This window comes from Natrinema sp. LJW11, from assembly GCF_056135975.1.
Window position 1 is genome coordinate 75,385 of the sequence record NZ_JBWBDM010000010.1, and the last position, 26,659, is coordinate 102,043.

A 26,659-nucleotide genomic window follows, 5' to 3' on the forward strand; every position below is an offset into this window, starting at 1 on the left:
CGCCAATATCTGTCAAAAGAAGACTACCCGCCAATCGGTACACCACCAAACACGAGGATGGCGATCAGCCAGTAGGTAACATACAGTCCGCCGAGCAAGAACCCCTGCCACCGTTTCAGTTCGCCCTCGTAGAGGAAGTATGCCGCGAGTGCCGTCACGATGATCACCGAAGGGAGATGAAACGTCAGCACGGATTGAGAGATTTCGAGATCACTCAGCAACATGATCACGCCGACGTTACCGGTGACCGAGAAGAGGACACTTCCGATGACGTTTCCGACGCCGATTTCAGGAACACCTCGTCGGACCGGCTCAATCGTCAACATAAGATCCTCGAAGGTGAGGATCACTGTCAGCACGGTCGCGCCGAAGACAGTCTCGTCAATACCGAAGCCGTCGATGACCACTTCTGAGCCCGCCTCCAAGAGCATTGATGCAAACACGATTCCCACCAACGCGAGGATCGACAGACCCAGCCAGATCCACCCAGCAGCGGGACGCCTGCCGACGAGCCGATCCTCGGGAATCTGCGAGACTGATGATGGGAGGGCGACACCACCGTCTGCTTGTATTTCTTTCCCAAGTTCGGTGTTCCGGAAGACAGGTGTATCGCGCTGGTACTCACGAACGATAATGTAGCCGAACATTACGACGAACGCGCCGAGCAGCATGATCCCGTGAACGAACGTCAGTGTCCCAACGAGGACGAACGGGATCAACAGCAGTGGTGCCAGCGCAAAGAGGACGACGTAATCAGACGGGATATCGACCGGGAATGGTTTGATAATCGCCGCGAGCGCGAGTGTCACGCCGATAATCGCCAAGCCAGTCCCCAGTGCCGTCCCGAGTGCAGCACCCTCAAGGCCACCAGCAGAGAGCACGAGTGCAAGGATCGTATCGTCGAATTCGAATCCCGTGAAGACAATCGCAAGTGCGAACAGCGAGATTTTCAAGCCGAACGCCGTTCTCGTGAGATAACTGATCAACTTCTCGACGCAGAACGTCAATAAAATGCCGCCGCCAATAAGAACGAGTACTGCACCAACCAGCCCCTGTCCTTCAACGAATCCCTCAATAAGGCCCTCGATTCCTCCTTCCCCTTCTGCTTCTCCACCCTCTTCACTCTCCTCTTGTGCAAGGACGGGGGTAACGGAAAGCGAAACAGCAACTAACACGATGAGTCCCACGGTGAGGATCTGTGTTCGATCCATATGGGAACGCACGTCATACTCGCATATGAAACCAAAGCGTCATGTATACAATTCCCTTGGAAAAGTATACACGGAGACTCAAATGGTGGACTGATGACGAGAATCATCCAGTGACAGGTAAACACTCTCACGCTGTGAAGTACGCACACATACATAGCAATAGCAAATTTTCTCCTTTGTCTACTTCCTACGTTAAATATAGATTACAAATCTAGTATGTTCATTCAATACTACTTCGCTAAAATATCTATTTAGCAGGGTTGGCAGCCATTACCCAGCCAAGCGCATGGTCGCGTTCCGACAGCCCGTAGTAGCGCATCTCGTCCGGCGAGACCGGCCAGACTGGGGCGATTACACGCCACTGGTAGTAAAGGAGTTTAACCCAGCGGGAATCACCGACTGCGGCATACCGGCCAATGTCGAACTTCGGCCCGGTTCGCAGATCGGGGACCACGCCATGCAAGTGCGAGAGATACGTCGATAGCGTCCATCCCGTTGTCTCTTCGTAGACATGCACCGTCCCAAACTCGTCGGTCTTCTCGATGAGTAGGTTATAGAACTCCCGATACCCGGCGGGCGTGCCGTCTCCCATCCGAACCGCGACCACGTTGTCTTTGGTCGCCTGAAGAATCTCGAACATAGGGGATGTCGTCCACTCTGTGGTCGTGAACTCGGAGGCAAAATCGTCTGTCATTGTTAGTGTGCGTGATTGTTCAGGTACGTGCTGCGGTCGCCATAGCCGGGACACAGTTCGACAGTAGCGTGATCGACGCCGTGATGGGCAAGTTCTTCGTGGACTCTTTGGGTTACCGTCTCGGCCTCAGCCATCGTCTCCACGTCGGTCTCAAGATGGACGGTGGCGACCGTGATCTGACTACAAATCTGCCATGCATGCAGATCGTCTACAGCGATCACGCCATCGACCTTCCACAGGATAGCCCGTACCTCGTGCTGTTCGAATGGTGTCCGGTGTAGGAAGATCGCACTGCTCCCACGGAGTACTTTTCCCGCCGACCATGTAATGACGACGGCGATTAGCCCAGCGACGAGTGGGTCAATGATCTGGAGTCCAGTCACCTCGATAACAATCGTAGAGACGATGACGGCAACTGAACCACCGGCATCGCCGAGGAGATGGTAGAACGCCCCTCGTTCGTTGAGGCTCATCTCGCCGCCCTGTAGGACGTACACTGAGCCGACGTTGACTAGCAGGCCACCCGTTGCGATGGCGAGCGTGGGGCCAGTGCCGATTGCTACCGGATCGAGAAACCGTTGGTAGGATTCCCAGAGGATGAACCCGACCATTGGCAGCAATAAGAGGCCGTTGAGGAAGGCGGCAAGTGGTTCGAGACGTGGAGGCCGTACGACCAGCGGTCGCTATCTCCGTAGTTGTCGGCGATGTGGGCGGCAGCGAACGCCATCACGTATGCGAGCGCGTCAAATAGCATGTGAAAGGCGTCGCTCAGGAGCGCGACTGAACCAAATAGTAGACCGCCAGCAAGTTCAGCGAGGAATCCGAGGAGGTTGATGATCGAGACGGCAGCCAGCTTCCGGCTGCTCGTCAATGATCCCCCGTGTCCGTGGTTATGGTCGTCGTGCGATCCATCATAGGCCGACTCGTGTTCGTTCATCTTGCTCCACCTTTGATAGCCCCATTTTATTAAAATAGCTGACATAAATCTCGAATTCTTGGATAAGAGTTAGCAATATAATTGCGTATAAATCATTAATAGAGAAGGATACCAGCACTACACCAGTACTGATACTGGGAGGACCCACAGCGATTAGTAAACACACATGCATAGAAAACTCTCACTCTACGTTGCAGGCGACCTCCGTCTGATTCCATCGGCCAGTACAGGTGAGATACTGAACGATAGCCATGGGCAAGTGACAGAAACGTTAGACTCCCATAATTACGAATACCACGACATAGGAAATCAGCCCAAAGAGGGCAATAGCCCCCATCCAGATAGCGATTATAATAGCTGCTTGTCTTCCTGTAATCTCTCCTTCGAGGATATCGTCAAAGACCATGAGCGAGTCACGGAATCCCATAGACAAGTTTACTGTGGGAGACATAAAAGGGTGAAGGTGACGGTTCAAAGACAGTTGAACAGTTCGCATACGGACGTAGCGAACCCCCACCCTTCATTACAGAAGAAATCTGGTTGATCCCCTCGGACAGTACAAGGAACAAACTTCACGGAATTGTAATGAGGTTAAGAACCCAGACTGCGACAATTGCGATGTATAGGACATAAATCCCGTCTAACATGGCGATCTGCCACCGTTTGAAGCCGTGTTCAGCAGTCCCGAAGTGGAGAAGGATCGCATAGGCCACTGGCATCGTGGCCACGAAGACCAGATTCACCCAGTAGAGCTGGAAGTTCTCAATGGGGACTGTGGTGAGTGCAAGCGGGACAAACGCGACAGTCATCGTCACAGCGTGATCATCGAGGACGCTGGTCGTGCCAGCCGTGACCTGCCCGCTTCGCACAACGTTCCACGTGGCGAAGATTTCCGGTGTTGCCGCTATGATAGCTGTAATGAATAGTCCGCTGATGAGATTTGAAACACCAAACGCTGTGGCGATATTTTCAGTTGCTCGAACTGCCAAATACGTCTCGACCGCCAAGACGACTAGTCCGGCACTCGCCAGAGCGAGTTCTCGTTTCTTCCACTCGACAGATTCGCTCTCTTGCCGACCGCGGATAACTGCCTGGCCAAGAAAAACAAGGTAGACAACCGCCATCACACCAGCATCGAGGGGCTGGAGCCCTCGCCGCGGGGCTGGAAGCGTCAGAACGGCAGCTACCGCTACGATTCCGAGATATGGAAGTGCCAATACGGTGACTGCCGTGCGATCAACATGCAGAAGGTGTTCCTGACGATGTTGCGCATGGTCGTCCATTGGAGACTCGTGAGACCCGTCTCGATCAGCCGTGTTTGACTGTGGCTGCCCCGTAGTATTGCTGTTCCCGAGCGATGCCGTTCGAGAAGCAATATAAGCAGTTGTCACCATTATCGGAATTGTCACGATATTCGCGCCGAACATCACACCGAGACCGATGTCCGAGACTCCCTGATACGCACTCACGACGTTAATACCGATTTCGGGACTGGCCGCCGCAAGGCCGACGAACGCACCGCCCGCGACCGCAGAAAGTCCCCACTGGCGACGGAGTTTCGTCAACGGCTTTGAGAACTGTTCGGCTCCCCAGTGAGCCGCAAAGACCCGACGATGAGCCCGCCGACCCAGAGCCACAGGGGTACCTGAACCACGTTCCCAATCCCGTGTAGGACATACAAACTTCTGTGGGCTGTGTATTCAGCACTGCTCCGCAAACATTACGGGTAGATGCTAGACGTGTCAGCATAAGGTTCGCGGATGTACTTAGCGGATCATCCGGCACAGTTTCAGACAAAACTCTGAATAAAGAAATCGCACTACTATATACTTATAAAAATAAAATATAATACTTTCTTGAAATACCTCACTCCGGAAGTACGCGCGGCACTCGTGTACGGCGGTATGGCTCTGCTGACACAAGGGAACGCACTTGGCCTAGTGCTGGTCGCCATCGTGATGGCCGCAACGTCTGGCGAATCGGGAGATAATTAATTGGCCGTGCTCGCGGCCAGCCGATCCCGATTTCTTTTGGTGTAGGCGTGAGGTGTGTCGGGTACCTACATGTGGTAGTAGTATTACTGCCACCAAAAAGTATTGTGACACTTTCTCCACGTGGGTTTGCCTAGCGAACTCCTTGTGATAGGCACGACAGCCAAGATTTATCTTTTCAGCCCTACAGCGTTCAAGATGGGATAATACGGCCAGCGTCTGGATCGCTGGCCGGGCCGGACGACTATTCACGGCCCCTGCTTGCTCAGGCACCGGCCGTTCCCGGTGCTTTCTTACGGAACTTGTGTCCCCGATAGCGTCGTCAGCAGCCGATTTGCGTGGCCAAGATATAGCCCACTGCCTGCTGCGCGTGTACATCACGTTGGCTACGGATATTCCCAGTCCAATTTCCCTATACTTATCAACAGATCGATAACCTTTTTCCTCTCCTCTTGAATTCCTACATGGCGAGGCAGACAAACGTGATCGTAGCAACACCCTGCGAGCCACCGTGTGACATACCTCGCCATCCCCGAGATCGCCTACCGTGTCGTCAATAGCCATATTGTCACACCCGATCTCGGACCGCTCTCATGGGAATCAGAGAGTGTCTAACATGGGCTCCCTTGTCGGCGTTTTCGTGAAATGTGGCACTATATCTAACTTTACGAACACTTGTCCTCCTAATAGCGTTACCAGCAGTCGATATACATGGTCGATAGTTGGCCCGCGGCTTGTTGGAGTCGTGAGACCAGCATACGCGCCGAGTAGATCTTCCCGCTCTCCGGCGGGCCGTGGATGAACGCGCCGTCTACCGGTTGCTGGTACTGGATAGGCTCTAAGATAGATCCGGTCTCGACACTGTCTCGATTTCCGGCATCCTTGCCACCAGTATTACTGCCACTCTTGGGCGCTCCATCACTCCCGCCATTATTGTTTCCGTTCTCACCGCTGCCGCCGGTATTATCGTCTCCACTCCTGCTATCATTTCCACCGGTACCGTCCTCATTGCTGTCTTGCCCCTCTTGGCCCCATTCCGACTCGCTCAATTTGAGCTGTGCTTTGATCCGCTGCTCGAGTCGATCGGCCTCTGCTCGAAAATCACTCGCGATAGTCGCACCACCGACACGCTCTATATCCAAGACCCGAAGCGCGTAGCCGCCCTCGAGCGAACTGTCGGTCTTGCTCGTGCTCCCAACCTCGCCGGTGATCTTGTATCGGCCGGTCTCGGTTTTCGCCGTCGTCGTTTGGATCCTGTTCGACATGCCGGCGTAGGCGATCGGCACCTCGCCGAAGCTCGTGCCGTCAACCAGAACGCCAGAGTAGACTACAACATCGTGGGTAACTGGCACACAAACTGGTGGCAACATTGGGACGGTGACTGATTTATCGGCATACAGTGTGGATGAACGACCTCTGCCCGAAATCTGGTTTAAGAATCACTGAGTCTCCGAGAAGAGCGCCCTGCTCCCGAAACAGATGAAACAGCTCCTGTAACTACATTATCCTCGAAAGAGTTCGCCGTGATCGTTCCATCCTCAAACCCGAGATCAAGATCGAGCCCAGAATACACGAGAGCTGCATCGATCGTGTCGTTCGCATTCATCCCGGTTTTCTGGAACTGCTCACGTTTCTTCTCCGCCCGGCCAAGCGGAATATTTCGTGTCTCCCGTTCGTCAGAACCGGATTCAGCCGGTTGTCCTTAGTCAGGTGTGAAATGGGACCGCGTATATCCGAGAGCATTTGTCCAGCCACGGTCCCACCGGCCCGTGTATGGATCGTGAACCAGATCGTGCTTGCTCTGTTGAACAGCGATCTAATCAGCCGATATCACTGGCTTAGAAGGTGAGGCCGTGGAATTCGATTCTGTCCTATGGGAATCGATATCCTCGACTTCGTTGAGCAGTGTCGTGACCCAGCTAAACAAGCGTTGGGGAAGCACGCGGGCGAACCCGCCAGCGGCGAGTTCGCCCGCTGGGTCCATGCCGTCCTACACTATTTCCGGCTCGAAGAAGGCTACAGCTACCGTGAAACACCGAATCGGTTGAAGTATATGACCGAGGTTCGTGATGTACTCGGTCTCGATCGAGAGAACCTCCCCGACTACAGCATGATCTACAAGTCGTTCGACCGGCTGAAAATGTGGGTGTGGCGGGTGTTGCTGCGCGTTTCAGCGCAGCAACACCCAGTCTGGTCACGCTGCTCTCGACAGCACGTTCTTTGACCGCCGCCGTTCTTCGTCGTACTTCCGCCAGCGGTCAGGAAATATCGTTCAGACGCTGAACGCGACGACATTAACTGATACCGAGTCGCTCGCTGTTCTTGATGTCCATATCACAGCACGGTGGAAGCACAATACGAAGGACGGACTGCAGGTCGTCCGCGTTTCGACGGACGACCTGCAGTCCGTGGTTGGCGACAACGGGTTCCAAGACTGGCACACTGAGTACGAAATCTCCGCACATGACGTTGAGTACCTTGTTCACTACCGCGGCTCATCACCGAATGCAGTCGTGAACAACTCGCTCATCCGGGCAAAAGGTTACTCTCAGCGCTGGATGGCCGAAACCACGTACTCAACAACAAAGCGCTCGCTCGGCGACGCTGTGCGAGCGCTGGGCTGGTATCGCCAGTTCCGTGAGATTGTCCTGATGTTCGTCCTCATCAATATAGAATCGCTGTGTGAGCCGTTATAAGCGTAATTTAGCATTTATTCAACAGAACACTTAAATAAAATATACAGACAGAAATTTTGATGGCCCCGAATCTCTATTGACACTGTTCTCGTACTACAACCGTGCTACGTGGGGTAGTCGACCCCACCATGCACATTTAGAGGTGAAAACTCATGACTATCATCGCCAGATTCGAGGTCATCCCAGTCCACGACGGAAGTCTGTCCGAAGACATCGCACAGGCTATCGACGCACTAGACGAGTTCGATATCTCATACAAAATGACCGCAACAGACACGGTCATCGAAGCCAACGACGTCGATGAGGTATTCGAAGCAATCCAAGCGGCACACAACGCAGTTGAGGCCGATCGAATTATCACATCCGTTGAAGTTGATGACCAGGGAAGTGATCAGCACGCCGAGGATCGCGTTAAATCTGTGGCCAGTGTACTTGGCCGCGACCCAGAGAAGAACATGTAGCGTGGATCCGCCAGCCCTGAGAGGCCCCGTTCAGTACGACGCTGCTTATTTCAACTTGCATAAGATGGCGTGATCGATTCGTGATTAGACAAAGTTACGTCTGCTCTGACGATACACCACTTCCAACCTGTAGCTCTCGATAAGTCATACAGTTCGGACAGCCGTGGACCTCGCCATCAATACCGAATACTCGGATAAAGTCTCGGGTGATAAACGCGTCACAGTCACTACAATGAGGCATATGTTCTCCTTCCATGTCGGCCCTTGTATAACGTGATGAGATTAACTGCCACAGCTATATTCGTATCAGACTAGACAAAATACAACCATGAGTTATCATCTTCCTCCACGGTATTTTGTTCCCGATAGATACGAGTGCAATACGACTTCAAAATACTTTTCCTGATCCTTGCTGCCGTGTCACACACATGGTGGCAAGCTATATCGCTGAAATTACGGTTAAACATCCAGACCTTACATTAACTTCAACACTTGATGCCGTACCAGACCTCCATATCGGAATCGAATCTCAGCCAGCAACATTCTCTGATTCGCCAGTGTTATTCTACTCAGTAAAGACACCCTCATATCAGACATTTGAATCAGAGCTTGATTCGGATTCTACAGTAACTGATTGGGAATCTATCTCCAAATTCAATGACCATCGTATCTATCGTGTACGTCTTAGTTCTGAGGTGAAAGTTATCACGCCGGAAATGGCTGAACGTGGTTTACGTATTCTTGATGTTGTAAATGCTGATAGCGGATGGCGTCTTCGATTACATGCGGCAGATAGGAACCAACTTGCGAACTTTCAGACGTATTGTGAACAAGAAGATGTGGAGTGTAAAATAAATAAAATATACGGTGACGATGATCAGAGTAAAACTGCAGAAACAGGTGTTCATATTCAACTAACTGACCGTCAGCACGAAGTCGGTCAAACTGCAACGGAGATGGGTTATTTTGACCCGGAGGGTGCCGACGCTGAAGAGGTTGCCGAGGAGCTTGGCATTACACCATCAACCCTGTCCTCGCACCTGAGAACAATTAAGGCAAAGATGTTCAAGCAATACTTCAATTCATAATAAGTAGTTAAGAAAACTTCCTTCCCTTTTCCCCCTATTTAATCGACCGCATAATGCTGCGGTAGATTTGAGAGTGACTATGCCGAAATGTCACCTGTTAATGCCTCAAGCGACGTATCACCAAGAGCAGTCTACACCGAATCTGGGTACGAAAATCGTTGAAGAAATTGCTAATCGCGAAGGAACAAGTCCCACTCAACTATCGCCACCTCTGCATTCTGTAATTGATCCTGATGCATTGAATTCACTTTTTCAGTCAACGGCTTCGGCAAGTCTCGAACGTGAAGGGAGTGTTTCTTTCACCTATTGCGGATACAACGTACATGTTGATAGAAATGCTAATATCACCACGGAATTGATTGATGGGACAGAGTGATACTGTTGTGCAACAAGGAGAATCTGTTTTCTAACCCAGTCTCCGGCTGACATCACTCAAATAGGCCTAAGTCCGTTAGCCTTGTCTCAACAGCCTTAGTTGCCTCGGTCACATCGTCAGTGGTCTTAGCCCCAGTGACGACGGCTTTCCCACTTCCAAAGAGCAGCACAACGACTGATGGCTCATCAAGACGGTACACCAGTCCAGGGAACTGTTCCGGTTCATACTCAATATTCTCGAGTCCAAGACCGATGGCGATCGCATTCAGGTTGAGACGGTGACCGAAGTCAACGCTTGCAACAATATTTTGCACCTCGGTTGGTGATGACTCAGCGACATCAATTCCGAGATCACGTAATTCATCGAAGACTATGCTAAGTGATCCGCGTGCTGTCTCTTCGCTGTTTGCTCCTGTACAGACAATCTTTCCCGACCGAAAAATGAGGGCAGCAGCTTTCGGGTCCTGTGTCCGGTATACAAGTCCAGGAAAATTCTCAGGGTCATAGTCAGCTTCCCCAAGATCAAGTCCTAACTGTTCAAGATTCAGCTCTTGCTCGATACCCGTCGACGCAACAACATTCTGAATTTCAATAGTCTCCACTGGTTCAGTCATGTTGCAAAGGTATCTCTAGCGAACCAGTATCAAACTAGCACTCTCTAATTATGAAAGATGGTTCTGAAAGCTACTTTCTTGGAAAGGCTATCAAAACCATAGCGTGATGGCTTTCTCTGTTATCGGCGATGCTTTCAAGACTTCTTCCTGCCTGTCAGGAACCAATGGTTTCCCCTCCCATCGGAATCGAGGAGATAGACTCTTTACCGGAAGCGCGCTGTCAGCGGTGATTAACAGCCGGTCCTCCACCACTTCTGCGCCCACGTCGGTGCTCCAGTAACGGAGTAGCACATAGTCGGGGGTAGAATGGCTCTTATTGCTGAATTCGCGATCCCGCCAGACGCACTGCCACTCGGCGATGCGCTCGTCGAGAACTCAGACATAGAGATCGAGGTCGATCGGATCGCCCCGACTGGTGAGAAAGCGTCACCGTTTTTCTGGGTATGGGGTGCTAAACCGGACATCGTCTTGGCCCACGCCACCGAAGAACCCGCCTTCGCCGATGTCAAACTGCTGGAGGCAGTGGGGAACGGTGGTCTGTAACAGGCAGAGTGGTCTCCGCATGCGGATGTAATCAAAGGAATCAAACAGTTAGATGGGACGATCGTCGAGTCAATCGGGACCGCCGAACAATGACGGTTCAAGGTCCGCGCACAAGACTGAGAGAGCATCGTCCAGTTTCAACAACTCTTCGAAATACATAGGATTGCCGTTACACTCACCGGACTCTATGACCTCGCTGAGCACGTCGAAGGCCGAGGCCGCGATCTCACATCGGTTCAGCGAGAGACACTGATAGTCGCCTATCAAGAAGGGTACTTCGAGCGGCCACGCGAAACGACCCAAGAGGAACTCGGCGAGCACTTCGAGATCTCGTATCGAGCGGTCTCCGACCGACTCCGTCGAGGGATCCGCAATCTCATTGCCCAAACGTTACTCCCCTTCGAGCGCGAATAAAGGGCCACATAGAGATGTTCCCTGTGGAAACTCGTTCAATATCCCAGCCCAGCCTGTAGCTGGGTTGATGAGTTCGAGCGATTACAGCCATATTGAGCCACAGCATACATTTGAATGGACTCCCGGTCCGTGTTTGTCAATCGTTCGGGCGCTCTCTTCGGTCTCGGGACAGGAGACAACAGACATCGAGCCGTTGTACGAAACCATCGATCCAGACGCACTGGACTCGCTGTTCGCGAACGGGCGTCTGCCGTCCGATGGCTCGCTCGCGTTTAAGCATCAGGGGTACGGTGTCGTCCTCAAAGTCACCGGGCACGAGCACGTCTACGAGTAACAGCGAGCTCACGAGACGGTTGGGTTGGCGGATGGGGTGCCTGTACCGGCGAGGATACCAGCTTCCTGAATTCCAGGGCGGCAAAGAGTTTCCCGTCTCACACGCGTACTCTCGATTCCCGGGAGGATCCCTATGCCAGTTGAACATGCCCCATCAAAACCACGGGTCGAAGTGCGTGTTCGCAGTCACATATCCGACGGCGCACACGAGAGACAACGAAAACTCATCACTCGATTACGTCAGCTTGAGGAGACCGGGAAGATAGCATCGTTCACGATCGAGGTCTGGGGAAGGTCCGTGGGGATTCCGACAGACGGTGTCCAGGAATCTCCCGCGAACGACGTCCTCGAGCAATTCGCTGAGTTCGAAGCATGGGCAGAAGAAAACGGTCATAGTCTTGGCCCAGCATTCAGGAAGCGGACGGCGACATCGATGCTCAGTGATGAAACGTGGGAGGAAGTGGTCTTCCCGATCATTTGTTTGGCAGTCTACGAAGATAACGACCTCCAAGCCGTATTTCCCTGTTCCGAAGCAGACCGGGTGCAGACTATCGAAGATTGTCTGAGTCACCTCGAAACATGGGCCAACGAGGATGAGTCAACGGACCAACCGGACTCACATTCGGCTGAAGGCGAGCAGTGATGGCTCCCTACTACTATCAGTCGTTCTTCTGGTTCACCCGGTGATATTTGAAGAAGCGACTGAGAGTCGGTCCAGTCGAACGCGAGTCGCCGACTGAGGGTCGACTCACGCTCCGGAAGGCCCCCGGTCGTTGTAGCCATCAAACCGTGAATAGGGCGGCCGCTATTACTGGAACATTTGCCGCAATCATCGAGGATTCGGGGATACATTGGGGACTCTCAAGCCGTATCTACACAGAAGGGTTGAGCTCTCAAAACAGATTGTCAGAGAGGTTACCGAAGACTTCCTCCAATCGACGCACTGCGTCCGGGGCAATCCGCTGTGCAGCAGTCGGTTCGATGATTCGAGACGCGAACACGGCAGCAGCGAGTTCCTCGTCACTTCCCTTCCGGTAATCCACGAATGGCCCATCCGTCTCGATCATCGGTCCGTGAAGCCGCTCAGAAAGTACCTGAGCCTGTTCCTTTTCGTCTGTCGTGGAAGAGTCGTGGTTGCTCTTCGATGCCACTGTCGGGACTCCACGCGTCGTAGAACGCGTGGCCCACTTCGTGGGCGAGTACTACGCCTGCCTGGAAACCGGGGAAGTCGTCCGGATCCGTCCCGATCTCGATCAACCCTACTCCACGCCAGTACTTCCCCCGTACGGTGTCACTTTGGAACGCGACAGCGCGGTCGATTCTATCGACAACATCCTCCTCGGTCGCCAACTCGGCCACCTGGTTCGCCCGACTGCACTGTTCCTCAAGTGGAATCGTATCGACGAACGGGAAATCGAAGCCCATCATGTCCGCCCGCCACTTCGACACGGCCCTCGTGACTGGTTCGTTCGATTCCTCGTCACGTTCGTTGTGAAGCTGCTGAGCCTCTTCTAAGGGTTCTCCTCCTCCCTGAAGCGTGAATGGAGTGTCCTTGTCTCCGAGACGGACGAACCCATCTTCCAGTTCCTGAATTCGATCATCGATACGGTCTGCGAGCGTCGGCGACGGAAAGCGACTCATTCAGCGGTTCCTCGCATCTTACGAGAGCGGGGTGATGTCATTTGAACTGTTAGCCTCGTCTCCGACCACGGCTTCGTCGAAGAACTCTGGATTGACATCAGCGAGTTCGTCCGAGTCCACCCGAGCGAACCGGACGAGATTCTCTGCTGCGGTCAGCTTCTCCTTCGCTCGTTGTAGATGCGTATCGACGGTGCTCGGCGAGATGTTGAGGATTGCAGCCGTTGCGTCCCGGCTAAAGCCTGCTTTCTCGCGGAGCGCGTAGACGTGGGCTTGTTTGTGGCTCAGCGGTGTGAGATCACCGAAGTGCCATGCTTGCAGGAGGGCTTTCCCAACGCTTGATAGCTCGGTCTCTGCGTCGGCCGTGCTGAATTCCCGAACACAGGCTGATATCAGCCGACTCTCACACTCAATCGTATACCCCGGGACGAATTCCCGGTTCTCGTACCGACCGAGCAGGATGCTCCCCCGATCGTGGATATAGTAGGCTACCAGGCCACTGAACTCGGTGTGGCCTCCGACTCGCCCGATGAGGACGGCCTCTTGGTCTGGGAGTCGGCGAGGCAGGCCATCGAATTCGGTTTCTTCGGAGATGGTGGGCTGATGGGCCATCAAATTACTACATATTTGTAGCAACGACGTAAAAGTCTATCGCCGATGGGCTCGCCATTGGTGAGTCTGCAAAGCGCGTCGTGGAAACAGGAAGTCCACTCTCAAGGAGCGAACCGGCGTAGCGGTGAGCGAGTAGGGGTGAGGTGGTACACCCGCGCGTTGCGACCGTATTGAATTCTTCTGCTAGCGGCTCCTCGATTGCGAAACCACGGGGCCGAGGCATTCTTGACACGCTTGGCGGAGGGCGTTATACAATCGTTCGGCTCTGTTGAAATATCATTATATCGACAATTTTCTTGCTGAAACAGCCGTTGGATAGGCGTGCTTATTGTTCACGGGGAGGTTTTACCCCTAGCGAAATCGATGGTGACTCCTGTGTAGTCAATCGGCACTTTCCGGATCAACGACTTGACGGCATTCAGGACATTCTGCGAATACTCGTTGCTTGCCGTTCGTCACGAACTCGATGATGTATTGATGTTCTGGGATTCTAGCGTTACAGAACGGGCAGTTTCCGAGCGTCTGGTTTTCGACTGCTATAGGGAACCGGGGTGAAGCCATGGAGCGTGTGACAGGGGGAATCCACAGCTCGATGTGTTTGATCTTTCGAGTGAAAAAGGTGTGCCGGCCCCAGTGAAAGTAAAAGAGTCCTATAGAGTGTTGGTAGAAGGAATTCAACAAACTTGTTGATCACGAGATAGGCATCCTATGAGGCCGCGAAGGTCAGATTCTAAGCATTCTCCTTACCTTGCTCGCATATAAAGAGAGGGCTATAATACTCACATACCTATCTGTATTTTGCATATAACAACTTCTAAGGGGTGAGAGACCATTGCATGGACGACCTCACAGGTTTCCAGCGTGACCTCCTATAGTAACCGTTAGAAATTTCAGCCCATAGATTGTTACTATTTCTAATGGATCACCTCGACGAGATCTCCGTCGAAGAACTTCACGACACACTCGACAAGGTCGAGGGAAAGAAGCCGACACAACGGTTGTTAGCGGCAATTGAGTACAAGAACGGCGTCACGCAAACCGAACTTGCCGAGTGGCACAACACTGGCCGACGAACAATCTACAGTTAGCTCAAGCGACTCGACACTGACGAGTCGCTTGAGCAGGCTATTACTGATACTCACCGGTCTGGGAGAAAGAGGAAACTCTCAGAAAAAGAGCAGCAAGAGTTCGAAGAAACTGTCCACGAATCTCCCGAAGAAGTTGGGGTAGACGCGCCGGCGTGGACGCCGGCGCTCGTCCAGCAGTATCTCAACGAGACCTACGATGTCGAGTACTCAACCCCGAGCTGCCGGCGGTTGCTCAAAGAAGCGGGATTGAGCTATCAAAAACCACGCCCTACAGCTGCTGAATCAGATTCTGAAGACCAAGAAACGTTCCGCGAGGAACTCAAAAAAAGCGGCGGGAGATGGACGCCACAGTAGTCTGTATCGATCAAACCAAGAAATCCGTCCAAGTTGAGCCGCGTGCCGCGTGGTTTCCGCGCGGCACGCGACCGTCAGTTGAATTATCTGGACAACGCGACTGGACGTGTCTCTTAGGCGCGATCACCGAAGACGGTGATCGCTTTTTCTTTCGGTTTAAGGAGTACGTGACTGCCGATCACGCAAAACATTTCATTCTCGCGTTATGCAAAGAGTTCGAAGATGACTTGATTATTGTGTTGGATGGAGCGCCGTATTTTCGAGCGTCGGCCGTCACGGACCTTGCGGCCCGTGACGACCTCGCCTTCGTGACGTTGCCGTCGTATTCGCCGGAGTTGAATCCTGTCGAGGAATGCTGGAGACAGCTTCAAGCGTCTCTTAGCAACCGCTTCTTTGATTCGCTTGACGAGCTGACGACAGCGGTTGATACAGCTCTCGATCAATTCCCCACGCCAAAAGTGAGCAACTATTTCTAACTACTGCTATAGCGGTCCCACGAAGTGCGATATTTTTCATGGTTTTGAGCTATACATATTTGTACAATCGACGAAGGGAAAGCGTGTCGGAACACTGTCGCGAAACGAATGTCCCGATCTGTTTCGACTGCGTAAACTTATGAGTATACACGCGATAGATGACATCCATGCCCACGAACGATACCAGTGATCTTGACCACGGGCTCTCCTCCCCCACGATTAAGAGTGTCGAAACATCAATCACAATTGTTAACGAACTGCAAGCACGAAACGGCGCTACCGTCTCGGAACTGGCCGAGGCAGTTGGGAAGTCGAAGGGCACAATCCACAAACACCTGATAACGCTCCTGAAACACGATTACGTTGTCCGGGACGAAAACAAGTACCAAATCGGACTGCGATTTCTGGACGTCGGCGGTTACGCGCTCCACCAGATCGATGGCCGCCACTATATCCAGCCGAAAGTCCGCGAACTTGCTGATCTTACTGAGGAGACCGTGCAGTTTTCAACTGACCAGCGAGGCCAGACTGTCATTCTCGCACGAAAGGCGGGCGAAAACGGCGTCTTCAGTCGCGCTCGCATCGGAAAGCGCTTCTATATGCATCAACTCGCTGCCGGCAAAGCCATCCTAGCGAGCATGTCCGAAAATCGAGCGCGCGAGATTGTCGATTGGCACGGGTTGCCGCCAGCGACCGGCGAGACAATTACTAATGAAGAGACACTGTTTGAGGAACTCGAAAAGATTCGCGAACGTGGCTACGCACGGAACATCGACGAGAGCACGCACGGACTACACGCTGTCGCCGTTCCGCTACTTGCCGGAGATGGAACTGTTCTCGGTGCGTTCGCCGTCGCTGGCCCGAGCCATCGGATGCAGGGCGAGCGCTTCGAACAGGAAATTCCAGACATGACCCGCAGCGTCGTCAACGAACTTGAGTTGAACCTTGCACACGCCTGAGGAGTTCGATGGTTCGCCAATAGTGATATCGTCCGAGTGTCGGTGTCGTCGATAAAGACAGCTATAGTAATCACTGAACTGATTTACACGCTGATCGCATCGTTATCATGCGATCAGGTGTGCATTGATTTCAGTGACTACTATAGTTACGACTGGCAGGCGAGACGTCGCACATGGACGCAGCGTTGACCATCGTCGATGGGTGGGGAACTCAGAAACAGCGGAATGAACGCCGTCGCAGCCGGCAACACACCCGTGTTTGACCGATATACCGATGTCGGTGGTACGGCACACTCGAGGTCCAAGGCTATCACGGCGGCTTGCCGGAGGGACAGATAGGCAACAGTGAGCCGGTTACTTCAACATCGGTGTCGATCGGATCCTCTACCAGGAGTACACCCGAATTTCGGATTCGATCGTCGACGGCTCGTTACGCGAGAACGAAGGAATCATGGTAGCTTCGAGCGGTCGTGTTTAGATTGTAGCATTGTGCCAGACGGCGAAGGCGTGCAGCCATGATTCAGCTGTTGACGGTTTTGCGTGACTAAAGCAGTTTGAGAACGAAGAGGTTCGACGTTTTATCTCTCTGAATATACGTTCAACAGCGTTCCGATTTCCATGGTTTTCGTATCGAAATCGGAGCCCGAATCGACGGAGTGCAGTTTGGAGATGTTTTGCCCCATCAACGAGAAACACGGCATCGTCGAGATCGTGTTTCTCAGTGAGTTCCTGCAGGAACCGTTCTGTCAACACGGTCGTAGTCGTCGAGTACAGCCGCGTATGGAGGATTTTGTTCGTCTTTGGATCAACAGCGGTGTACAGCCAATATCGATGTTCGTCAAGTTGAATCACCGTCTCGTCGAGTGCGACGTGATTCGGATTCTCGTCACCAGCGGGCTGTAGATCGCACTTATGAACCCAATCGTGAACAGCCTTGCGACTCCGTTTGACACCAAACTTCTCCAATTCTCGAACGGTATCCGAAAGCGAAAGACCAGCAAGATGGAGTCGAATACCGAGCTCTATTAGCTGGCGCGGTGTCCGCTCTCGCTCCACAAAACTCAAATTGATCCAGTCGCCACATCCGCTGAGGCGGTCGATTTTTGGCATAGAGCACCACAAAATCGTATCGCCTCACTTCTTTCACGCTTAACGAAACAGCGCCGTCTACTCTGACCAAAAACATATACATGCGCTAATCGAACTGGCAGCTGACCGCGACGTCGAAGCGGTCACCCACGCAATCACCGACTGACGGGACACTCGCCGAGCGGGTAGTCAAGAGTATTTCGAGACGCTTGAAAACGTCGTCGCCGACCATGGCACTGGCGACGTGGTGATGATCTCGGAGCGTATCATGCGATGGACCTCGACTAGAACTGGGAACAGGCCTACGACGCGATTGTGAACCGGGATGCCAAGTAGACAACCGAGTCGGCCGTCGACGCCGTCGGGGCTCTGTTTCGCTGCTCCCGACAAACAGCAGCGTTAGTATCGATGCATCAGGGTTCGACCGAAATTACGCCTTGAAACACTATACGAAACTGGCAAAGCTAACGATTCAGCACGCTATTAGTTGATACGAATCAAACACGTCCCTTAATTTTTGCGTTACAACCACCCAAAAACGCGATACAGAGATCGCACTATCTTTCGTCAACCGCAACGCAACTCAAGTCAGATTTTTGCTTGTAGACAAGGTGGTACGACAATCAACATATTCGAGTAATGGCCCGCAAGAATGGGATTCGACCACCCATCAAACGTCGTGAGTTCTTATCGTTGTAGAAAGCGTGGAATGCTCAGCAAGATGCTGAACTCTAACGGACAACAGAGTCGGAGTGAAACGGTGAATCTCGACTCAAGCGGAGATACGGCGCGTACGTCCATTTACGACATTGGTGGTGGCTGTTCGTGAACTTGCCCTTGCGTGTGTCGTCCACAATCTTGACAGAGCCCTCTAATGATCAATATAGGTGAAGGAGTTACCGTGACGAGCAGTTCACCGCCGAAGCGGGCGAAGCCCGCGGAGGCGGTCTTTTTAGCGTATATTTTTGCGCCAGCGCGGGACCGGGGGTCCCGCGGGCCATGCGAACGGTCGCGTAGCGACCGTGAGCAGACGAGAGGTGAGCGAGCGCAGCGAGCGAACCCGAGGCGGAAAAAGGTACTTGCGCAACTGTAGTGAGCGACATTTTCACGAAAGTGGGTGTTTATACGAGGGGGTTTCAATAGTAACTCGCGGTCTCCGAAAGGAATTTCACATCTCGAAATACTATATCATTCGTCTTGTAAGGCATATCGCCAATAAAGTTTCTATCCGCGTAAATACCCGGTCTCAGGCAAACTCAGGTATAGCGTCGATATAGAATATATTTCGTTATGAGAAATAAATGTCTAATTTCGATTCGTGCCAGAGACGTTAGCGGTCCTCAAGTGGACAGGTATTCGTTTTACATTACAAACGTATGTATGTAATTGAAAGCAGACGACAGACGGCTCCTCTGGGTATCGGTTCGGCCACTACCAAAATATGAATCGCGTCTGTCCCCCAAATCACTTGGGGTATTTAATTAATATTAGTTATATCAAGTATGAGTTCTAAATCGATTTCGATTTGAGAGCGATGGTCGAAATTTCTATCGTATTGCGAAACGAAGTGTAGCCCAAGACCTCAGGAAATACTGCGGCTTGTTCAATGATTTGAAATCAACACTCCACGGCGTTCAACGCAGATGGGTGCGACCGTCGGACGAAGCAAGCAATTAGAGTCTGTCTCATTTTGAAGTCTGTCGCCCCAATAGACCTATGGAACCAAAACAAACGGTCTTATACGCTCCTACGGAGAGTAAAAGTCTGCAGATCGCGGATAACTGTCCGCAGATACAATAGTCCCCGGTGTTAGTCCACGAAGACGACGTCCCGTTCAAGCAGTTGGTCGATTTCATCGTCGGAATAGGAGAGCGCTTCGAGAACCATTGTGGTCTGTTCACCCTTTTTCGGCGGGTTCGAAGAGAATGATCCGTCGTGGATGGGAGAGCTAAACTTGAACGGGAGAGCTGGTGCGATGACCGATTCATCGGTTTCGGGGTTGTACGATTCGGTAAGCATCGAGCGTTCCTCAACATGGGGATCGGAGTCGACGAGTTCCGCGACGGTCCGAACGGCACCTGAGGGAACACCCCCGTCTAGTAGTTCGCCCTCAAGTTCGATTGCATCACGGGCGGCAAACTCTGCAGTGAACTCGTCGCGAAGCAGTTCGCGATGCTCGAGACGCCCGTCGATAGTCTCGAAACGCTCGTCTTCGAGGAGATCTGGCCGGTCAAGCACCGAACAGAGTCGGTCGTACATCGCATCCGAGAGTGTCGCCACGTAAATGTGTCCGTCACCCGTTGGGAAGACACCGTTCGGTGCGCTACCGATACCGCGGCCGCCTGCGCGATCGGGGATTTCTCCCGTCCGATCGTACCGCGAGATCCAGTACGACATCCAAGCGATGGCGACGTCAAACAGGGAAATGTCGATCTGAGTTCCCTCGCCGTTTCGGTCGTGCTGTCGGATCGCGGCAAGAATCGCGAATGCCGCGTTCGCGCCGGTTCCACAGTCGATGAGACTTGCTCGGATACGTACGGGCGGTCGGTCCATGTAGCCGGTGATCGCCATCAAACCTGAGACGGCCTGTACGCAGGGGTCGTAACCGGGGTAAGAACTGTAGGGTCCGGTTCGTCCGAACCCAGTCAGCGAACAGTAGACAATGTCTTCGTTTCGTTTCGAGACCGAATCGTAATCCAGGTCGAACGTCCTTAGGACACCGGGACGAAAGCTCTCGACAATGACATCGGCTTCCTCGACGAGATCCGTCACGACTGAGAGCCCCTCGTCGGTTTTCATATCGATACAGATGCTCTGTTTTCCGTGATTGAAGGGTGTAAACATGCTGCCGCCCATAAGACTGCGAAAGTTGTCACCTGATGGAGGTTCGACCTTCATAACGGTCGCCCCCATCTCACCAAGCAGTTGGGTACAGACTGGACCAGCGATCGACTGTGTGAAGTCGACGACAGTAACATCGTCTAACGGCTTCATATCAAGTGCGATTCTGCCCAACGAATAAAGACCTTGTGGACCTAAGCCGCCGAAATCAGCCTCAAGGGCGGTGTGCACCGCTCAATACGCCCTTACTTCGGACTAAAAACCCCCGCGACACGAGATGTCGATTGCATCAGGTGACCGCTCACAACGAGATCAGTTCGCCTCCTTTGGGAAGTCCTCAGCTTTCACGCTCTCGAGTGAGAGCTGGGACTCAAGTGTTGCGTAGCGGCCGGCAGTGAGCCGGCCGACGCCGTCGAACTTGTCAATATCGAGTTCGCCGTCGGCCGTCGTGACGGCGGGGTTGAAGTGAACGCACTGTATCTCGCCGATGAACAGCGTATGCGTTCCAAGTTCGAGTGCCTCGTGAAGCGAACATTCGAACGATACCGGGGAGTCTACGACGCGAGGCGGGGCGACGGTGCTCGAAGGAGTAGCCGCGATATCACAGGCGTCGAACTCGCTTTCATCTGGTGGGAATGACGCACTCGAGTTATGCATATCTTCCAGAGTCTCTTCAGTTACAAGGTTGTGAACGAATTCGCCCGTTTCGTGGATGTTGTTCGCAGTATCTTTTAATGACCCATCGGCGGTAGTTCCGTGCGTGAAGTGGACCATCGGCGGATCGACACAGGCGACGCCGAAAAAGCTAAACGGGGCGAGGTTTGCGTTACCGTCGGCGTCGCACGTCGAAATCCACCCGATAGGACGCGGAACGACAGTGCCGACCAGCGTTCGATAGACCTTCCTGTTTTCGACCTCCTTGGGTCTAAATGAGACGGGCATCATTTATCGCATGACGAACGATTGATTTGGTTCTTTCGCTACGCCTGCTCCCCATCCGACCCAACGAGAGTTCAACCCGACAATATCTATAAAACCGGTAGAACTATAACTAAAGTCTGTCCAATACGATCTATGTTCGACTCAGTACGACGTCGACGGTTCCTCGCAGGGATGGCTGGTGCATCGATCGCTGGCCTCGCAGGATGTTCAAGTAACGGCGATATGACCACTCTCAGCGTCTCCAACCCCGGAAGCGGGACTTCCTCTGCACAGTCGACAAGTGCGCTCCAACGTGCCGTTCAACAGGAAGGTGAGGACATCAGGCTTCGCGTCCAGCAGAACTCTGGCGATCCGGCGAGCATTCGACAGTTCGCGAGCGGTGATATCAACGGCTACTCAGCAGGACTTGATATTGTCCGGCGTGCCCAGGACGAGCGTGAACCTTTCGACCAGCAGCCAGTGGAGAGCCTAGCACAACAGGTTATGCATCTAACGTCATTGCAACACTACTTCGTCGCGACCGCAGATAGCGGCGTCGAGACGTTCGACGATATCGTCGAGATGGACGTCAACGTCTACGTGCTGCCGCCTAGTTTCGGCCTACGTCGACTTGCCGAGGAAGTGCTACAAAACGCTGGCGTCTGGGAGGACATTGAACCGAAGGTCGTCAACCTTGAGGTTGGCGAAGTCGCTGGTGCCATCGACGAGGGCCGCGTCGACGTTGTTCTCATCTACGGGACCAACAATACCGATCTTGCAGGATGGACCGACGAAGTCGACGCACGAAACGATCTCCACGCCGTCGAGGCCACTGACACGCTGATCAGCGGCATCGAGGCGACCAGTTCGACCTTCGTTGAGACGATCGAAACCTACGGATGGGAACAGGACGTTGGCGTCAACGAGGTCGTCTCTTGGCCGATGCCATTTCATATATATCTGGGTGAGGACGTATCAAACGACGCCGTCGCCGAACTCTGCCGGGTGAGCCACGAGGCGAACAACGTCGTCCGCGAAGCGGACAATACCTATCCCGACCACACGGACATTGAGGCCATGACCAGCATGCTGTCGGAGGATATGCCCCTTCATCCGGGCGCACAGCAGTTCTACGAGGACAACGGGGCGAGCCTGTAACTGTCGTGTTCTTCACGGAGGAACCGTTCAGACCACACACCACCATATTACTATGTCCACAGGAAACTCGTTTGAGCTGGAAGAGACTACGACTAGATTAGATTGGCCGCTAATTGGGCTCTCGTTGTTGTACTGGACATTTATCCTCGTCTATGCAATCACGCTTTGGATCCCACGGCCACGGTATACCATCCTCTTCGTCGGCGGGAGCGCGCTCGTGTTCATCGTCAACGAAGCCTCGAAATCCCTCGCCGAGGACGACACCCGAACGGTCGCGGTCCTTGGTGTCTTCGGTGTGATCACGGTCGCCACCATTAGCTATGTGACGGCGTACTTCTGGCCACTATTTTACGAACGGCCCGGGGTCTACTTCATGCACGAGTACGTGATTGCTGCCCTCCTAGTGGCCACGATCGCGTACCTCGCGTACCGCGCCTTTGGCGTCGCCTTCCTCGTCGTAGCCGGCCTTGTCACCCTCTACGGTCTCGGGGGCGGGTTCATACCCGGGATCTTCGGCCACAGCGGCCTGAGTCCCACACGCTTGCTCGAGGTATACGTCCTCGACATCACCGGCTTCTTTGGAAGCATCTCCCGAATCATTGCCGCCTGGGTCGCACTATTCCTGCTCTACACTGGTTTGATTCAGGCTTACGGCGCGTTTGACCTGATCATGAAAGGCGTTTCCCGGGTAGCAACGTGGTCGCGCTCCGGCGTCGCACAGTTCGCCGTCGTCGCCAGCATGATTATTGGCTCGATCAACGGGTCGCCGTCGTCGAACGCCGCCATGACCGGGTCAGTGACAATCCCACTGATGAAAGAAAGCGGCCTCCCCCCCGAGGCGGCAGGCGGTGTCGAGGCGACCGCCTCCTCCAGCGGGCAGTTAATGCCGCCGATCATGGGATCGGCAGCGTTCGTGATGGCGTCGCTGCTGGGAATAACCTACTTTGACGTCGTTACTGCCGGATTGCTCCCAGCAGTAATTTTCATTGTCTCCGTTGCCGTCGGCGTCCACTACGCGGCACTTCGATACTCGCCGGGCGGCCTCTCGCCCGATATTGACGTCGACGTCGACACGGGTCAGTCGAATGTCGAACTGGCATTTGATGTTCTCAAGTTCGTGGTGCCGTTCGTGGTTCTCGTCTACACGCTCGGTATCGCACAGTGGACGATCATGTCCGCGGCAATGGTCACTGTTTTCGTCCAAGTCGTATCGGGCTACGTGTTTCCGTTGCTCAAATCCGTCGTATCCAACGGCGAGGCGATCACAAGCGTGCTCGTCTCCTCGTCAACTCAGACACTCGATGGCTTTCGATATGGAGCAATCATCCTCGCACCTATCGCGATCATCATTGCCCTGATCACTGGTATTGTCGATATCATCAACGCCACCGGGTTGCCGGGATCGCTTACGCTTGCGTTGATCGATATCGCGGGCGGAACGCTACTGATTGCGGCGATCATGTCGATGTTTATCTGCATCCTCCTCGGGATGGGGATGCCCTCGGTCGCGGCCTACACTATTGTCGCTATCCTCGTCGCACCCACGTTCGTCGAGTCGTTCCTGGTGCCCGATATTGCCGCGCACTACTTCGTATTCTACTCAGCCATTCTCTCATTTATCACCCCACCCATAGCGACGGCAGCGGTTGTCGCTAGCGGTATCGCCGGGGCAAACTTTTGGCGGACCTGTTTTGCGGCAATCAGGATCTCTGCAGTCCTGTTCGTTCTCCCTATCGTATTCCTTTACAACCCTGAACTGTTCATCGCGGGCGGGATCACCACACGTATCCTCGTCGCGAGTATCATCCTATGTGGTGGGATCACTATCACCCATGGGATCAACTACCCGAGTACATGGGGGTCCAACCGATACGTCGACAGCGTGGTTCGGGCCATCTACGTTGCCGGCGGTCTCGTGGTCATGGTCTACCCCAATATCGCCGTCTCGCTCGTCATCCTAGGCGTCCTGATCGTGATGTTTACTGCCCAGTACATCGGATCAATCACTACGTCCGTCTCCGCCCGACTCGGGTAACGGCGTAGGCGGGACGGCGCTTTCTCCGACAATAAAAACAGTATGATAAGACGGCTCTGTTGAATCGCTGTAAGGCGGAGGATTTCACTGTTTGACGGCACGTTTGATGTTGTAGACGACACACATCAGAGCAATTTCACGGAACTCACGATTCCAGCTACGCGCTCGCACGGCGTAGCCGAGCGAGCGCTTGACGGCGGAGTTGACGGTTTCGGTCATTGACCGCTGAGCGTACCGATCATCGTCAATTTGGGCGTTGTGTGCGTGATCGTACGGCGCGAAGATCCGGTGTTTGATCAGCGGGCGAATGTCGAGTTCACGAAATCGCTCACGGAGTTGCTGCTTGTCATAGCCCTTATCAGCGGCCAGAGACCGCAGATCGCCCGCATTTCGGCGGGCGATCTGCTCACAGAGGTCTGCGTCGCTACCTTCTAACGTCGTCGAGCAGTGAAGATCGAGCACAGCTTGCGTTGCTGTATCGACGATTTTGTCACTTTGAGCGTCTGAACGCGATAATTTGTTCGGTGGCAGTAGTGGCGGCTAGCACGATCTCGTTCATAGAGCGTTACGTCGATTGCAGCATGTCCAGAGGGGTCGTGCAGCTGCGCCGACTGGCGTAGCAGCACTCGACAGACGCTCATCTCGATCCGATCAAACGCCTTACCCAGCATGGAAGGCGCAGAGAGATCGGCCTCGTCAAGGCCGATCTCCCCTGTTATTTGCGGCATTTCCTTCAGAAGATCGATCGTCATCCGGTAGGACGTATCGAGGTAAATACGGAGACAATGCAGCGAAACAAGGGTATAGTCGGCGAATCCGCCGCCACCGCTTGGGGCGGCGGATTCGCCTCGTTCACCCGTAACTCTTTGAGCAATCGAGACACAATGCTCGGTGAAACGGGATATTTAGGTCACGAACAACTGAAGTCTCCCGCTTCAACTCCTTCGATTTACTGACATTCCCCGACGCTGTCTAGTGATTCAACGCAGCCGATAAGACACACTTCATCGATGATATTGGAAACAACACACCCTTATTATTGGTGTCTATCACTCGTAAGTACCGAGTACGCCGACACGAATTCATACCTTGGAGATAATAAGTCTTATTATATTGGTAATGTTGCTTGACGACTGCTTTCGATTGCTGAATAGTACGTCGACATTCGAACGGTGTATTCCGACCGGGAGTTCCACTCAGCAGATGTAATCGACACACTTGAGGACAAGAGTTTGAAATGTGTGGTTCCGTTGGAGAAAGACCAGCATCGGATTGGTCCCATATGTGAGAATATGTTTAGGTGAAACGTAGATACGATGAATCGGATGATACGCCGCTGTACGTCAAGAAGGACTTCCCGATTCATGGACCAGTGAGGTCGTGTGGCACCGTCTAGTTAGCGCGGTTTGAGAAGCGAGCAGGTCGTGGAGTGAGTTGAGGATGATGCTCGCAGACCTGCTCAGCGAGTGTTACGCGGCGGAATTTGATGAAGCTTGGGAGCGTGAGCGGACGGCGACGCCCGTCAGGGTGTTCGTCGTTCGTCTCCACGCGACCGGTTGTTCGCTTCGAGAGACACAAGCGATTCTTCGCTTGATCGGCGTAGAACGCTCTCATCAAGCGATCTGGCACTGGGTACATCGGCTGGCTGACAGCGTGCCAGACCCGCCGACGGCTTCGCCGTCGCGGGTCGCCATTGATGAAACCGCTGTCAAGATTAACGGCGATTGGTCTTGGGTGTACGCTGCAATCGGCCTAGACTCACGGTTGATTCTCGATGTCGCAGTCTTTGGACGCCGAGGCACCGATCCAGCCGCTGCGTTCCTCCATCGATTGACCGAGAAACACGATCTCTCTGACACGGTGTTTCTCGTCGATGGCTACGGATATCTGACTGCCCTCTCTCGATTAGAATTGAGCGGTCAGCTCAACTACGTCGAAAGAAACCTGATCGAAAGGTGGTTTCACACCTTGAAGATGAGAGTTGACCGCTTCCATAACTCGTGGGTGGGTAGTCGGGCGAGCGTTAGAGAATGGCTTGAACAGTTTGTACACTACTATAACACACAACGACCGCACCAGTCACTCAACGGACAGACTCCCGCCGAGGTGCTAAACTAGACAGTGCCGGTCG

General features: G+C 53.4%; 24 protein-coding genes and 6 pseudogenes. 15 read left to right on the plus strand and 15 right to left on the minus strand.

Annotated features, from left to right (window positions below; all coding sequences use genetic code 11):
- Positions 1 to 23: 23 nt before the first annotated feature.
- The 6 genes and pseudogenes from AC0QDI_RS21970 to AC0QDI_RS21995 all read right to left on the minus strand — a co-directional run bounded on the left by AC0QDI_RS21970 (position 24) and on the right by AC0QDI_RS21995 (position 6,185).
- Positions 24 to 1,211: a sodium:calcium antiporter gene (locus AC0QDI_RS21970; RefSeq protein WP_474671858.1), complete on the minus strand. Its 1,188-nt coding sequence runs from the start codon at positions 1,209 to 1,211 to the stop codon at positions 24 to 26.
- Positions 1,212 to 1,458: 247 nt separating this feature from the next.
- On the minus strand, positions 1,459 to 1,851 hold the full coding sequence (locus tag AC0QDI_RS21975; RefSeq protein WP_474671860.1) for a SpoIIAA family protein: 393 nt from the start codon (positions 1,849 to 1,851) through the stop codon (positions 1,459 to 1,461).
- A 56-nt stretch (positions 1,852 to 1,907) separates the two neighbouring features.
- Positions 1,908 to 2,842 (minus strand): annotated as a pseudogene (locus AC0QDI_RS21980) (cation diffusion facilitator family transporter).
- Positions 2,843 to 3,113: 271 nt separating this feature from the next.
- The gene (locus tag AC0QDI_RS21985) at positions 3,114 to 3,269 is read right to left on the minus strand and encodes a hypothetical protein (protein WP_474671862.1); all 156 of its coding nucleotides are present in this window, start codon (positions 3,267 to 3,269) and stop codon (positions 3,114 to 3,116) included.
- A gap of 145 nt (positions 3,270 to 3,414) precedes the next feature.
- Positions 3,415 to 4,479, minus strand: coding sequence for a sodium:calcium antiporter (locus AC0QDI_RS21990; RefSeq protein WP_474671864.1), 1,065 nt, complete (start codon positions 4,477 to 4,479; stop codon positions 3,415 to 3,417).
- A 1,046-nt stretch (positions 4,480 to 5,525) separates the two neighbouring features.
- Positions 5,526 to 6,185: a hypothetical protein gene (locus AC0QDI_RS21995; RefSeq protein ID WP_474671866.1), complete on the minus strand. Its 660-nt coding sequence runs from the start codon at positions 6,183 to 6,185 to the stop codon at positions 5,526 to 5,528.
- 521 nt (positions 6,186 to 6,706) lie between these two features.
- Between AC0QDI_RS21995 and AC0QDI_RS22000 the strand changes: the two are divergent.
- Positions 6,707 to 7,529: pseudogene (locus AC0QDI_RS22000) on the plus strand (transposase).
- A gap of 152 nt (positions 7,530 to 7,681) precedes the next feature.
- Positions 7,682 to 7,990: a thiamine-binding protein gene (locus tag AC0QDI_RS22005; RefSeq protein ID WP_098727586.1), complete on the plus strand. Its 309-nt coding sequence runs from the start codon at positions 7,682 to 7,684 to the stop codon at positions 7,988 to 7,990.
- A 94-nt stretch (positions 7,991 to 8,084) separates the two neighbouring features.
- Here AC0QDI_RS22005 and AC0QDI_RS22010 read toward each other — a convergent pair whose 3' ends face one another.
- The gene (locus tag AC0QDI_RS22010) at positions 8,085 to 8,246 is read right to left on the minus strand and encodes a DUF7563 family protein (RefSeq protein ID WP_474671868.1); all 162 of its coding nucleotides are present in this window, start codon (positions 8,244 to 8,246) and stop codon (positions 8,085 to 8,087) included.
- A 172-nt stretch (positions 8,247 to 8,418) separates the two neighbouring features.
- Here AC0QDI_RS22010 and AC0QDI_RS22015 point away from each other — a divergent pair, with 172 nt between their 5' ends.
- On the plus strand, positions 8,419 to 9,078 hold the full coding sequence (locus AC0QDI_RS22015) for a helix-turn-helix domain-containing protein (protein WP_474671870.1): 660 nt from the start codon (positions 8,419 to 8,421) through the stop codon (positions 9,076 to 9,078).
- A 100-nt stretch (positions 9,079 to 9,178) separates the two neighbouring features.
- A complete protein-coding gene (locus AC0QDI_RS22020; protein WP_474671872.1) occupies positions 9,179 to 9,454 on the plus strand; it encodes a HalOD1 output domain-containing protein in 276 nt (91 codons plus the stop codon).
- A gap of 52 nt (positions 9,455 to 9,506) precedes the next feature.
- Here the strand turns inward: AC0QDI_RS22020 and AC0QDI_RS22025 are convergent, their stop codons facing one another.
- Positions 9,507 to 10,067: a TATA-box-binding protein gene (locus AC0QDI_RS22025; RefSeq protein WP_474671874.1), complete on the minus strand. Its 561-nt coding sequence runs from the start codon at positions 10,065 to 10,067 to the stop codon at positions 9,507 to 9,509.
- A 306-nt stretch (positions 10,068 to 10,373) separates the two neighbouring features.
- Between AC0QDI_RS22025 and AC0QDI_RS22030 the strand changes: the two genes are divergently transcribed.
- From AC0QDI_RS22030 to AC0QDI_RS22045, 4 genes are all read left to right on the plus strand, one after another.
- Complete coding sequence (locus AC0QDI_RS22030; protein ID WP_474671876.1) at positions 10,374 to 10,610, plus strand: bacterio-opsin activator domain-containing protein; 237 nt, start codon at positions 10,374 to 10,376, stop codon at positions 10,608 to 10,610.
- 252 nt (positions 10,611 to 10,862) lie between these two features.
- Positions 10,863 to 11,024 (plus strand): helix-turn-helix domain-containing protein, encoded by a 162-nt coding sequence (locus AC0QDI_RS22035; RefSeq protein ID WP_474671987.1) that lies wholly within the window; start codon positions 10,863 to 10,865, stop codon positions 11,022 to 11,024.
- Positions 11,025 to 11,157: 133 nt separating this feature from the next.
- Positions 11,158 to 11,358: a HalOD1 output domain-containing protein gene (locus AC0QDI_RS22040; RefSeq protein ID WP_474671878.1), complete on the plus strand. Its 201-nt coding sequence runs from the start codon at positions 11,158 to 11,160 to the stop codon at positions 11,356 to 11,358.
- Positions 11,359 to 11,490: 132 nt separating this feature from the next.
- The gene (locus AC0QDI_RS22045) at positions 11,491 to 12,000 is read left to right on the plus strand and encodes an HTH domain-containing protein (RefSeq protein ID WP_474671880.1); all 510 of its coding nucleotides are present in this window, start codon (positions 11,491 to 11,493) and stop codon (positions 11,998 to 12,000) included.
- 440 nt (positions 12,001 to 12,440) lie between these two features.
- On the opposite strand, the gene AC0QDI_RS22050 is transcribed toward AC0QDI_RS22045, so the two are convergent.
- The 3 genes from AC0QDI_RS22050 to AC0QDI_RS22060 all read right to left on the minus strand — a co-directional run bounded on the left by AC0QDI_RS22050 (position 12,441) and on the right by AC0QDI_RS22060 (position 14,168).
- The gene (locus tag AC0QDI_RS22050; protein WP_474671882.1) at positions 12,441 to 12,998 is read right to left on the minus strand and encodes a hypothetical protein; all 558 of its coding nucleotides are present in this window, start codon (positions 12,996 to 12,998) and stop codon (positions 12,441 to 12,443) included.
- 18 nt (positions 12,999 to 13,016) lie between these two features.
- Positions 13,017 to 13,607: an RNA polymerase sigma factor gene (locus AC0QDI_RS22055; RefSeq protein ID WP_474671884.1), complete on the minus strand. Its 591-nt coding sequence runs from the start codon at positions 13,605 to 13,607 to the stop codon at positions 13,017 to 13,019.
- Positions 13,608 to 13,988: 381 nt separating this feature from the next.
- Positions 13,989 to 14,168 (minus strand): DUF7837 family putative zinc-binding protein, encoded by a 180-nt coding sequence (locus tag AC0QDI_RS22060; protein WP_474671885.1) that lies wholly within the window; start codon positions 14,166 to 14,168, stop codon positions 13,989 to 13,991.
- Positions 14,169 to 14,524: 356 nt separating this feature from the next.
- On the opposite strand from AC0QDI_RS22060, the pseudogene AC0QDI_RS22065 reads away from it, so the two are divergent.
- From AC0QDI_RS22065 to AC0QDI_RS22075, 3 genes and pseudogenes are all read left to right on the plus strand, one after another.
- Positions 14,525 to 15,525, plus strand: a pseudogene (locus AC0QDI_RS22065) (IS630 family transposase).
- 167 nt (positions 15,526 to 15,692) lie between these two features.
- Complete coding sequence (locus AC0QDI_RS22070) at positions 15,693 to 16,484, plus strand: IclR family transcriptional regulator (protein WP_474671887.1); 792 nt, start codon at positions 15,693 to 15,695, stop codon at positions 16,482 to 16,484.
- Between the two features lie 173 nt (positions 16,485 to 16,657).
- Positions 16,658 to 16,944, plus strand: a pseudogene (locus AC0QDI_RS22075) (2,3-bisphosphoglycerate-independent phosphoglycerate mutase); the annotation flags it as partial.
- A gap of 14 nt (positions 16,945 to 16,958) precedes the next feature.
- Here AC0QDI_RS22075 and AC0QDI_RS22080 read toward each other — a convergent pair.
- The gene (locus AC0QDI_RS22080; RefSeq protein ID WP_474671889.1) at positions 16,959 to 17,594 is read right to left on the minus strand and encodes an IS6 family transposase; all 636 of its coding nucleotides are present in this window, start codon (positions 17,592 to 17,594) and stop codon (positions 16,959 to 16,961) included.
- Positions 17,595 to 17,640: 46 nt separating this feature from the next.
- Between AC0QDI_RS22080 and AC0QDI_RS22085 the strand changes: the two are divergent.
- Positions 17,641 to 17,858: pseudogene (locus AC0QDI_RS22085) on the plus strand (2,3-bisphosphoglycerate-independent phosphoglycerate mutase); the annotation flags it as partial.
- A 1,524-nt stretch (positions 17,859 to 19,382) separates the two neighbouring features.
- On the opposite strand, the gene AC0QDI_RS22090 reads toward AC0QDI_RS22085, so the two are convergent.
- Both AC0QDI_RS22090 and AC0QDI_RS22095 read right to left on the minus strand, forming a co-directional pair.
- On the minus strand, positions 19,383 to 20,567 hold the full coding sequence (locus tag AC0QDI_RS22090; protein ID WP_474671989.1) for a CaiB/BaiF CoA transferase family protein: 1,185 nt from the start codon (positions 20,565 to 20,567) through the stop codon (positions 19,383 to 19,385).
- A gap of 159 nt (positions 20,568 to 20,726) precedes the next feature.
- Entirely contained in the window at positions 20,727 to 21,356 is a 630-nt protein-coding gene (locus tag AC0QDI_RS22095; RefSeq protein ID WP_474671891.1) for a flavin reductase family protein, read from the minus strand.
- Between the two features lie 132 nt (positions 21,357 to 21,488).
- Between AC0QDI_RS22095 and AC0QDI_RS22100 the strand changes: the two genes are divergently transcribed.
- Positions 21,489 to 22,493, plus strand: coding sequence for a TAXI family TRAP transporter solute-binding subunit (locus tag AC0QDI_RS22100; RefSeq protein WP_474671893.1), 1,005 nt, complete (start codon positions 21,489 to 21,491; stop codon positions 22,491 to 22,493).
- 124 nt (positions 22,494 to 22,617) lie between these two features.
- The gene (locus AC0QDI_RS22105) at positions 22,618 to 24,528 is read left to right on the plus strand and encodes a TRAP transporter permease (protein WP_474671895.1); all 1,911 of its coding nucleotides are present in this window, start codon (positions 22,618 to 22,620) and stop codon (positions 24,526 to 24,528) included.
- 84 nt (positions 24,529 to 24,612) lie between these two features.
- On the opposite strand, the pseudogene AC0QDI_RS22110 reads toward AC0QDI_RS22105, so the two are convergent.
- Positions 24,613 to 25,433, minus strand: a pseudogene (locus AC0QDI_RS22110) (IS5 family transposase).
- 535 nt (positions 25,434 to 25,968) lie between these two features.
- Here AC0QDI_RS22110 and AC0QDI_RS22115 point away from each other — a divergent pair.
- Positions 25,969 to 26,646 carry an IS6 family transposase gene (locus tag AC0QDI_RS22115; protein WP_474671897.1) on the plus strand — a complete coding sequence of 226 codons (678 nt, stop codon included), beginning with the start codon at positions 25,969 to 25,971 and terminating at the stop codon, positions 26,644 to 26,646.
- Positions 26,647 to 26,659 lie beyond the last annotated feature (13 nt).

Bases quoted from the DNA above. Each gene is read 5' to 3' on its own strand.
- AC0QDI_RS22115 (WP_474671897.1), top strand. From the start codon at position 25,969: ATGATGCTCGCAGACCTGCTCAGCGAGTGTTACGCGGCGGAATTTGAT.
- AC0QDI_RS22100 (WP_474671893.1), top strand. From the start codon at position 21,489: ATGTTCGACTCAGTACGACGTCGACGGTTCCTCGCAGGGATGGCTGGT.
- AC0QDI_RS21975 (WP_474671860.1), bottom strand. From the start codon at position 1,851: ATGTTCGAGATTCTTCAGGCGACCAAAGACAACGTGGTCGCGGTTCGG.
- AC0QDI_RS22005 (WP_098727586.1), top strand. From the start codon at position 7,682: ATGACTATCATCGCCAGATTCGAGGTCATCCCAGTCCACGACGGAAGT.
- AC0QDI_RS22095 (WP_474671891.1), bottom strand. From the start codon at position 21,356: ATGCCCGTCTCATTTAGACCCAAGGAGGTCGAAAACAGGAAGGTCTAT.
- AC0QDI_RS22070 (WP_474671887.1), top strand. From the start codon at position 15,693: ATGCCCACGAACGATACCAGTGATCTTGACCACGGGCTCTCCTCCCCC.
- AC0QDI_RS22055 (WP_474671884.1), bottom strand. From the start codon at position 13,607: ATGGCCCATCAGCCCACCATCTCCGAAGAAACCGAATTCGATGGCCTG.
- AC0QDI_RS22010 (WP_474671868.1), bottom strand. From the start codon at position 8,246: ATGGAAGGAGAACATATGCCTCATTGTAGTGACTGTGACGCGTTTATC.
- AC0QDI_RS21985 (WP_474671862.1), bottom strand. From the start codon at position 3,269: ATGGGATTCCGTGACTCGCTCATGGTCTTTGACGATATCCTCGAAGGA.
- AC0QDI_RS22050 (WP_474671882.1), bottom strand. From the start codon at position 12,998: ATGAGTCGCTTTCCGTCGCCGACGCTCGCAGACCGTATCGATGATCGA.
- AC0QDI_RS22045 (WP_474671880.1), top strand. From the start codon at position 11,491: ATGCCAGTTGAACATGCCCCATCAAAACCACGGGTCGAAGTGCGTGTT.
- AC0QDI_RS22020 (WP_474671872.1), top strand. From the start codon at position 9,179: ATGCCTCAAGCGACGTATCACCAAGAGCAGTCTACACCGAATCTGGGT.
- AC0QDI_RS22015 (WP_474671870.1), top strand. From the start codon at position 8,419: ATGGTGGCAAGCTATATCGCTGAAATTACGGTTAAACATCCAGACCTT.
- AC0QDI_RS22060 (WP_474671885.1), bottom strand. From the start codon at position 14,168: ATGGCTTCACCCCGGTTCCCTATAGCAGTCGAAAACCAGACGCTCGGA.
- AC0QDI_RS22090 (WP_474671989.1), bottom strand. From the start codon at position 20,567: ATGAAGCCGTTAGACGATGTTACTGTCGTCGACTTCACACAGTCGATC.
- AC0QDI_RS22080 (WP_474671889.1), bottom strand. From the start codon at position 17,594: ATGCCAAAAATCGACCGCCTCAGCGGATGTGGCGACTGGATCAATTTG.
- AC0QDI_RS21970 (WP_474671858.1), bottom strand. From the start codon at position 1,211: ATGGATCGAACACAGATCCTCACCGTGGGACTCATCGTGTTAGTTGCT.
- AC0QDI_RS22025 (WP_474671874.1), bottom strand. From the start codon at position 10,067: ATGACTGAACCAGTGGAGACTATTGAAATTCAGAATGTTGTTGCGTCG.
- AC0QDI_RS22030 (WP_474671876.1), top strand. From the start codon at position 10,374: ATGGCTCTTATTGCTGAATTCGCGATCCCGCCAGACGCACTGCCACTC.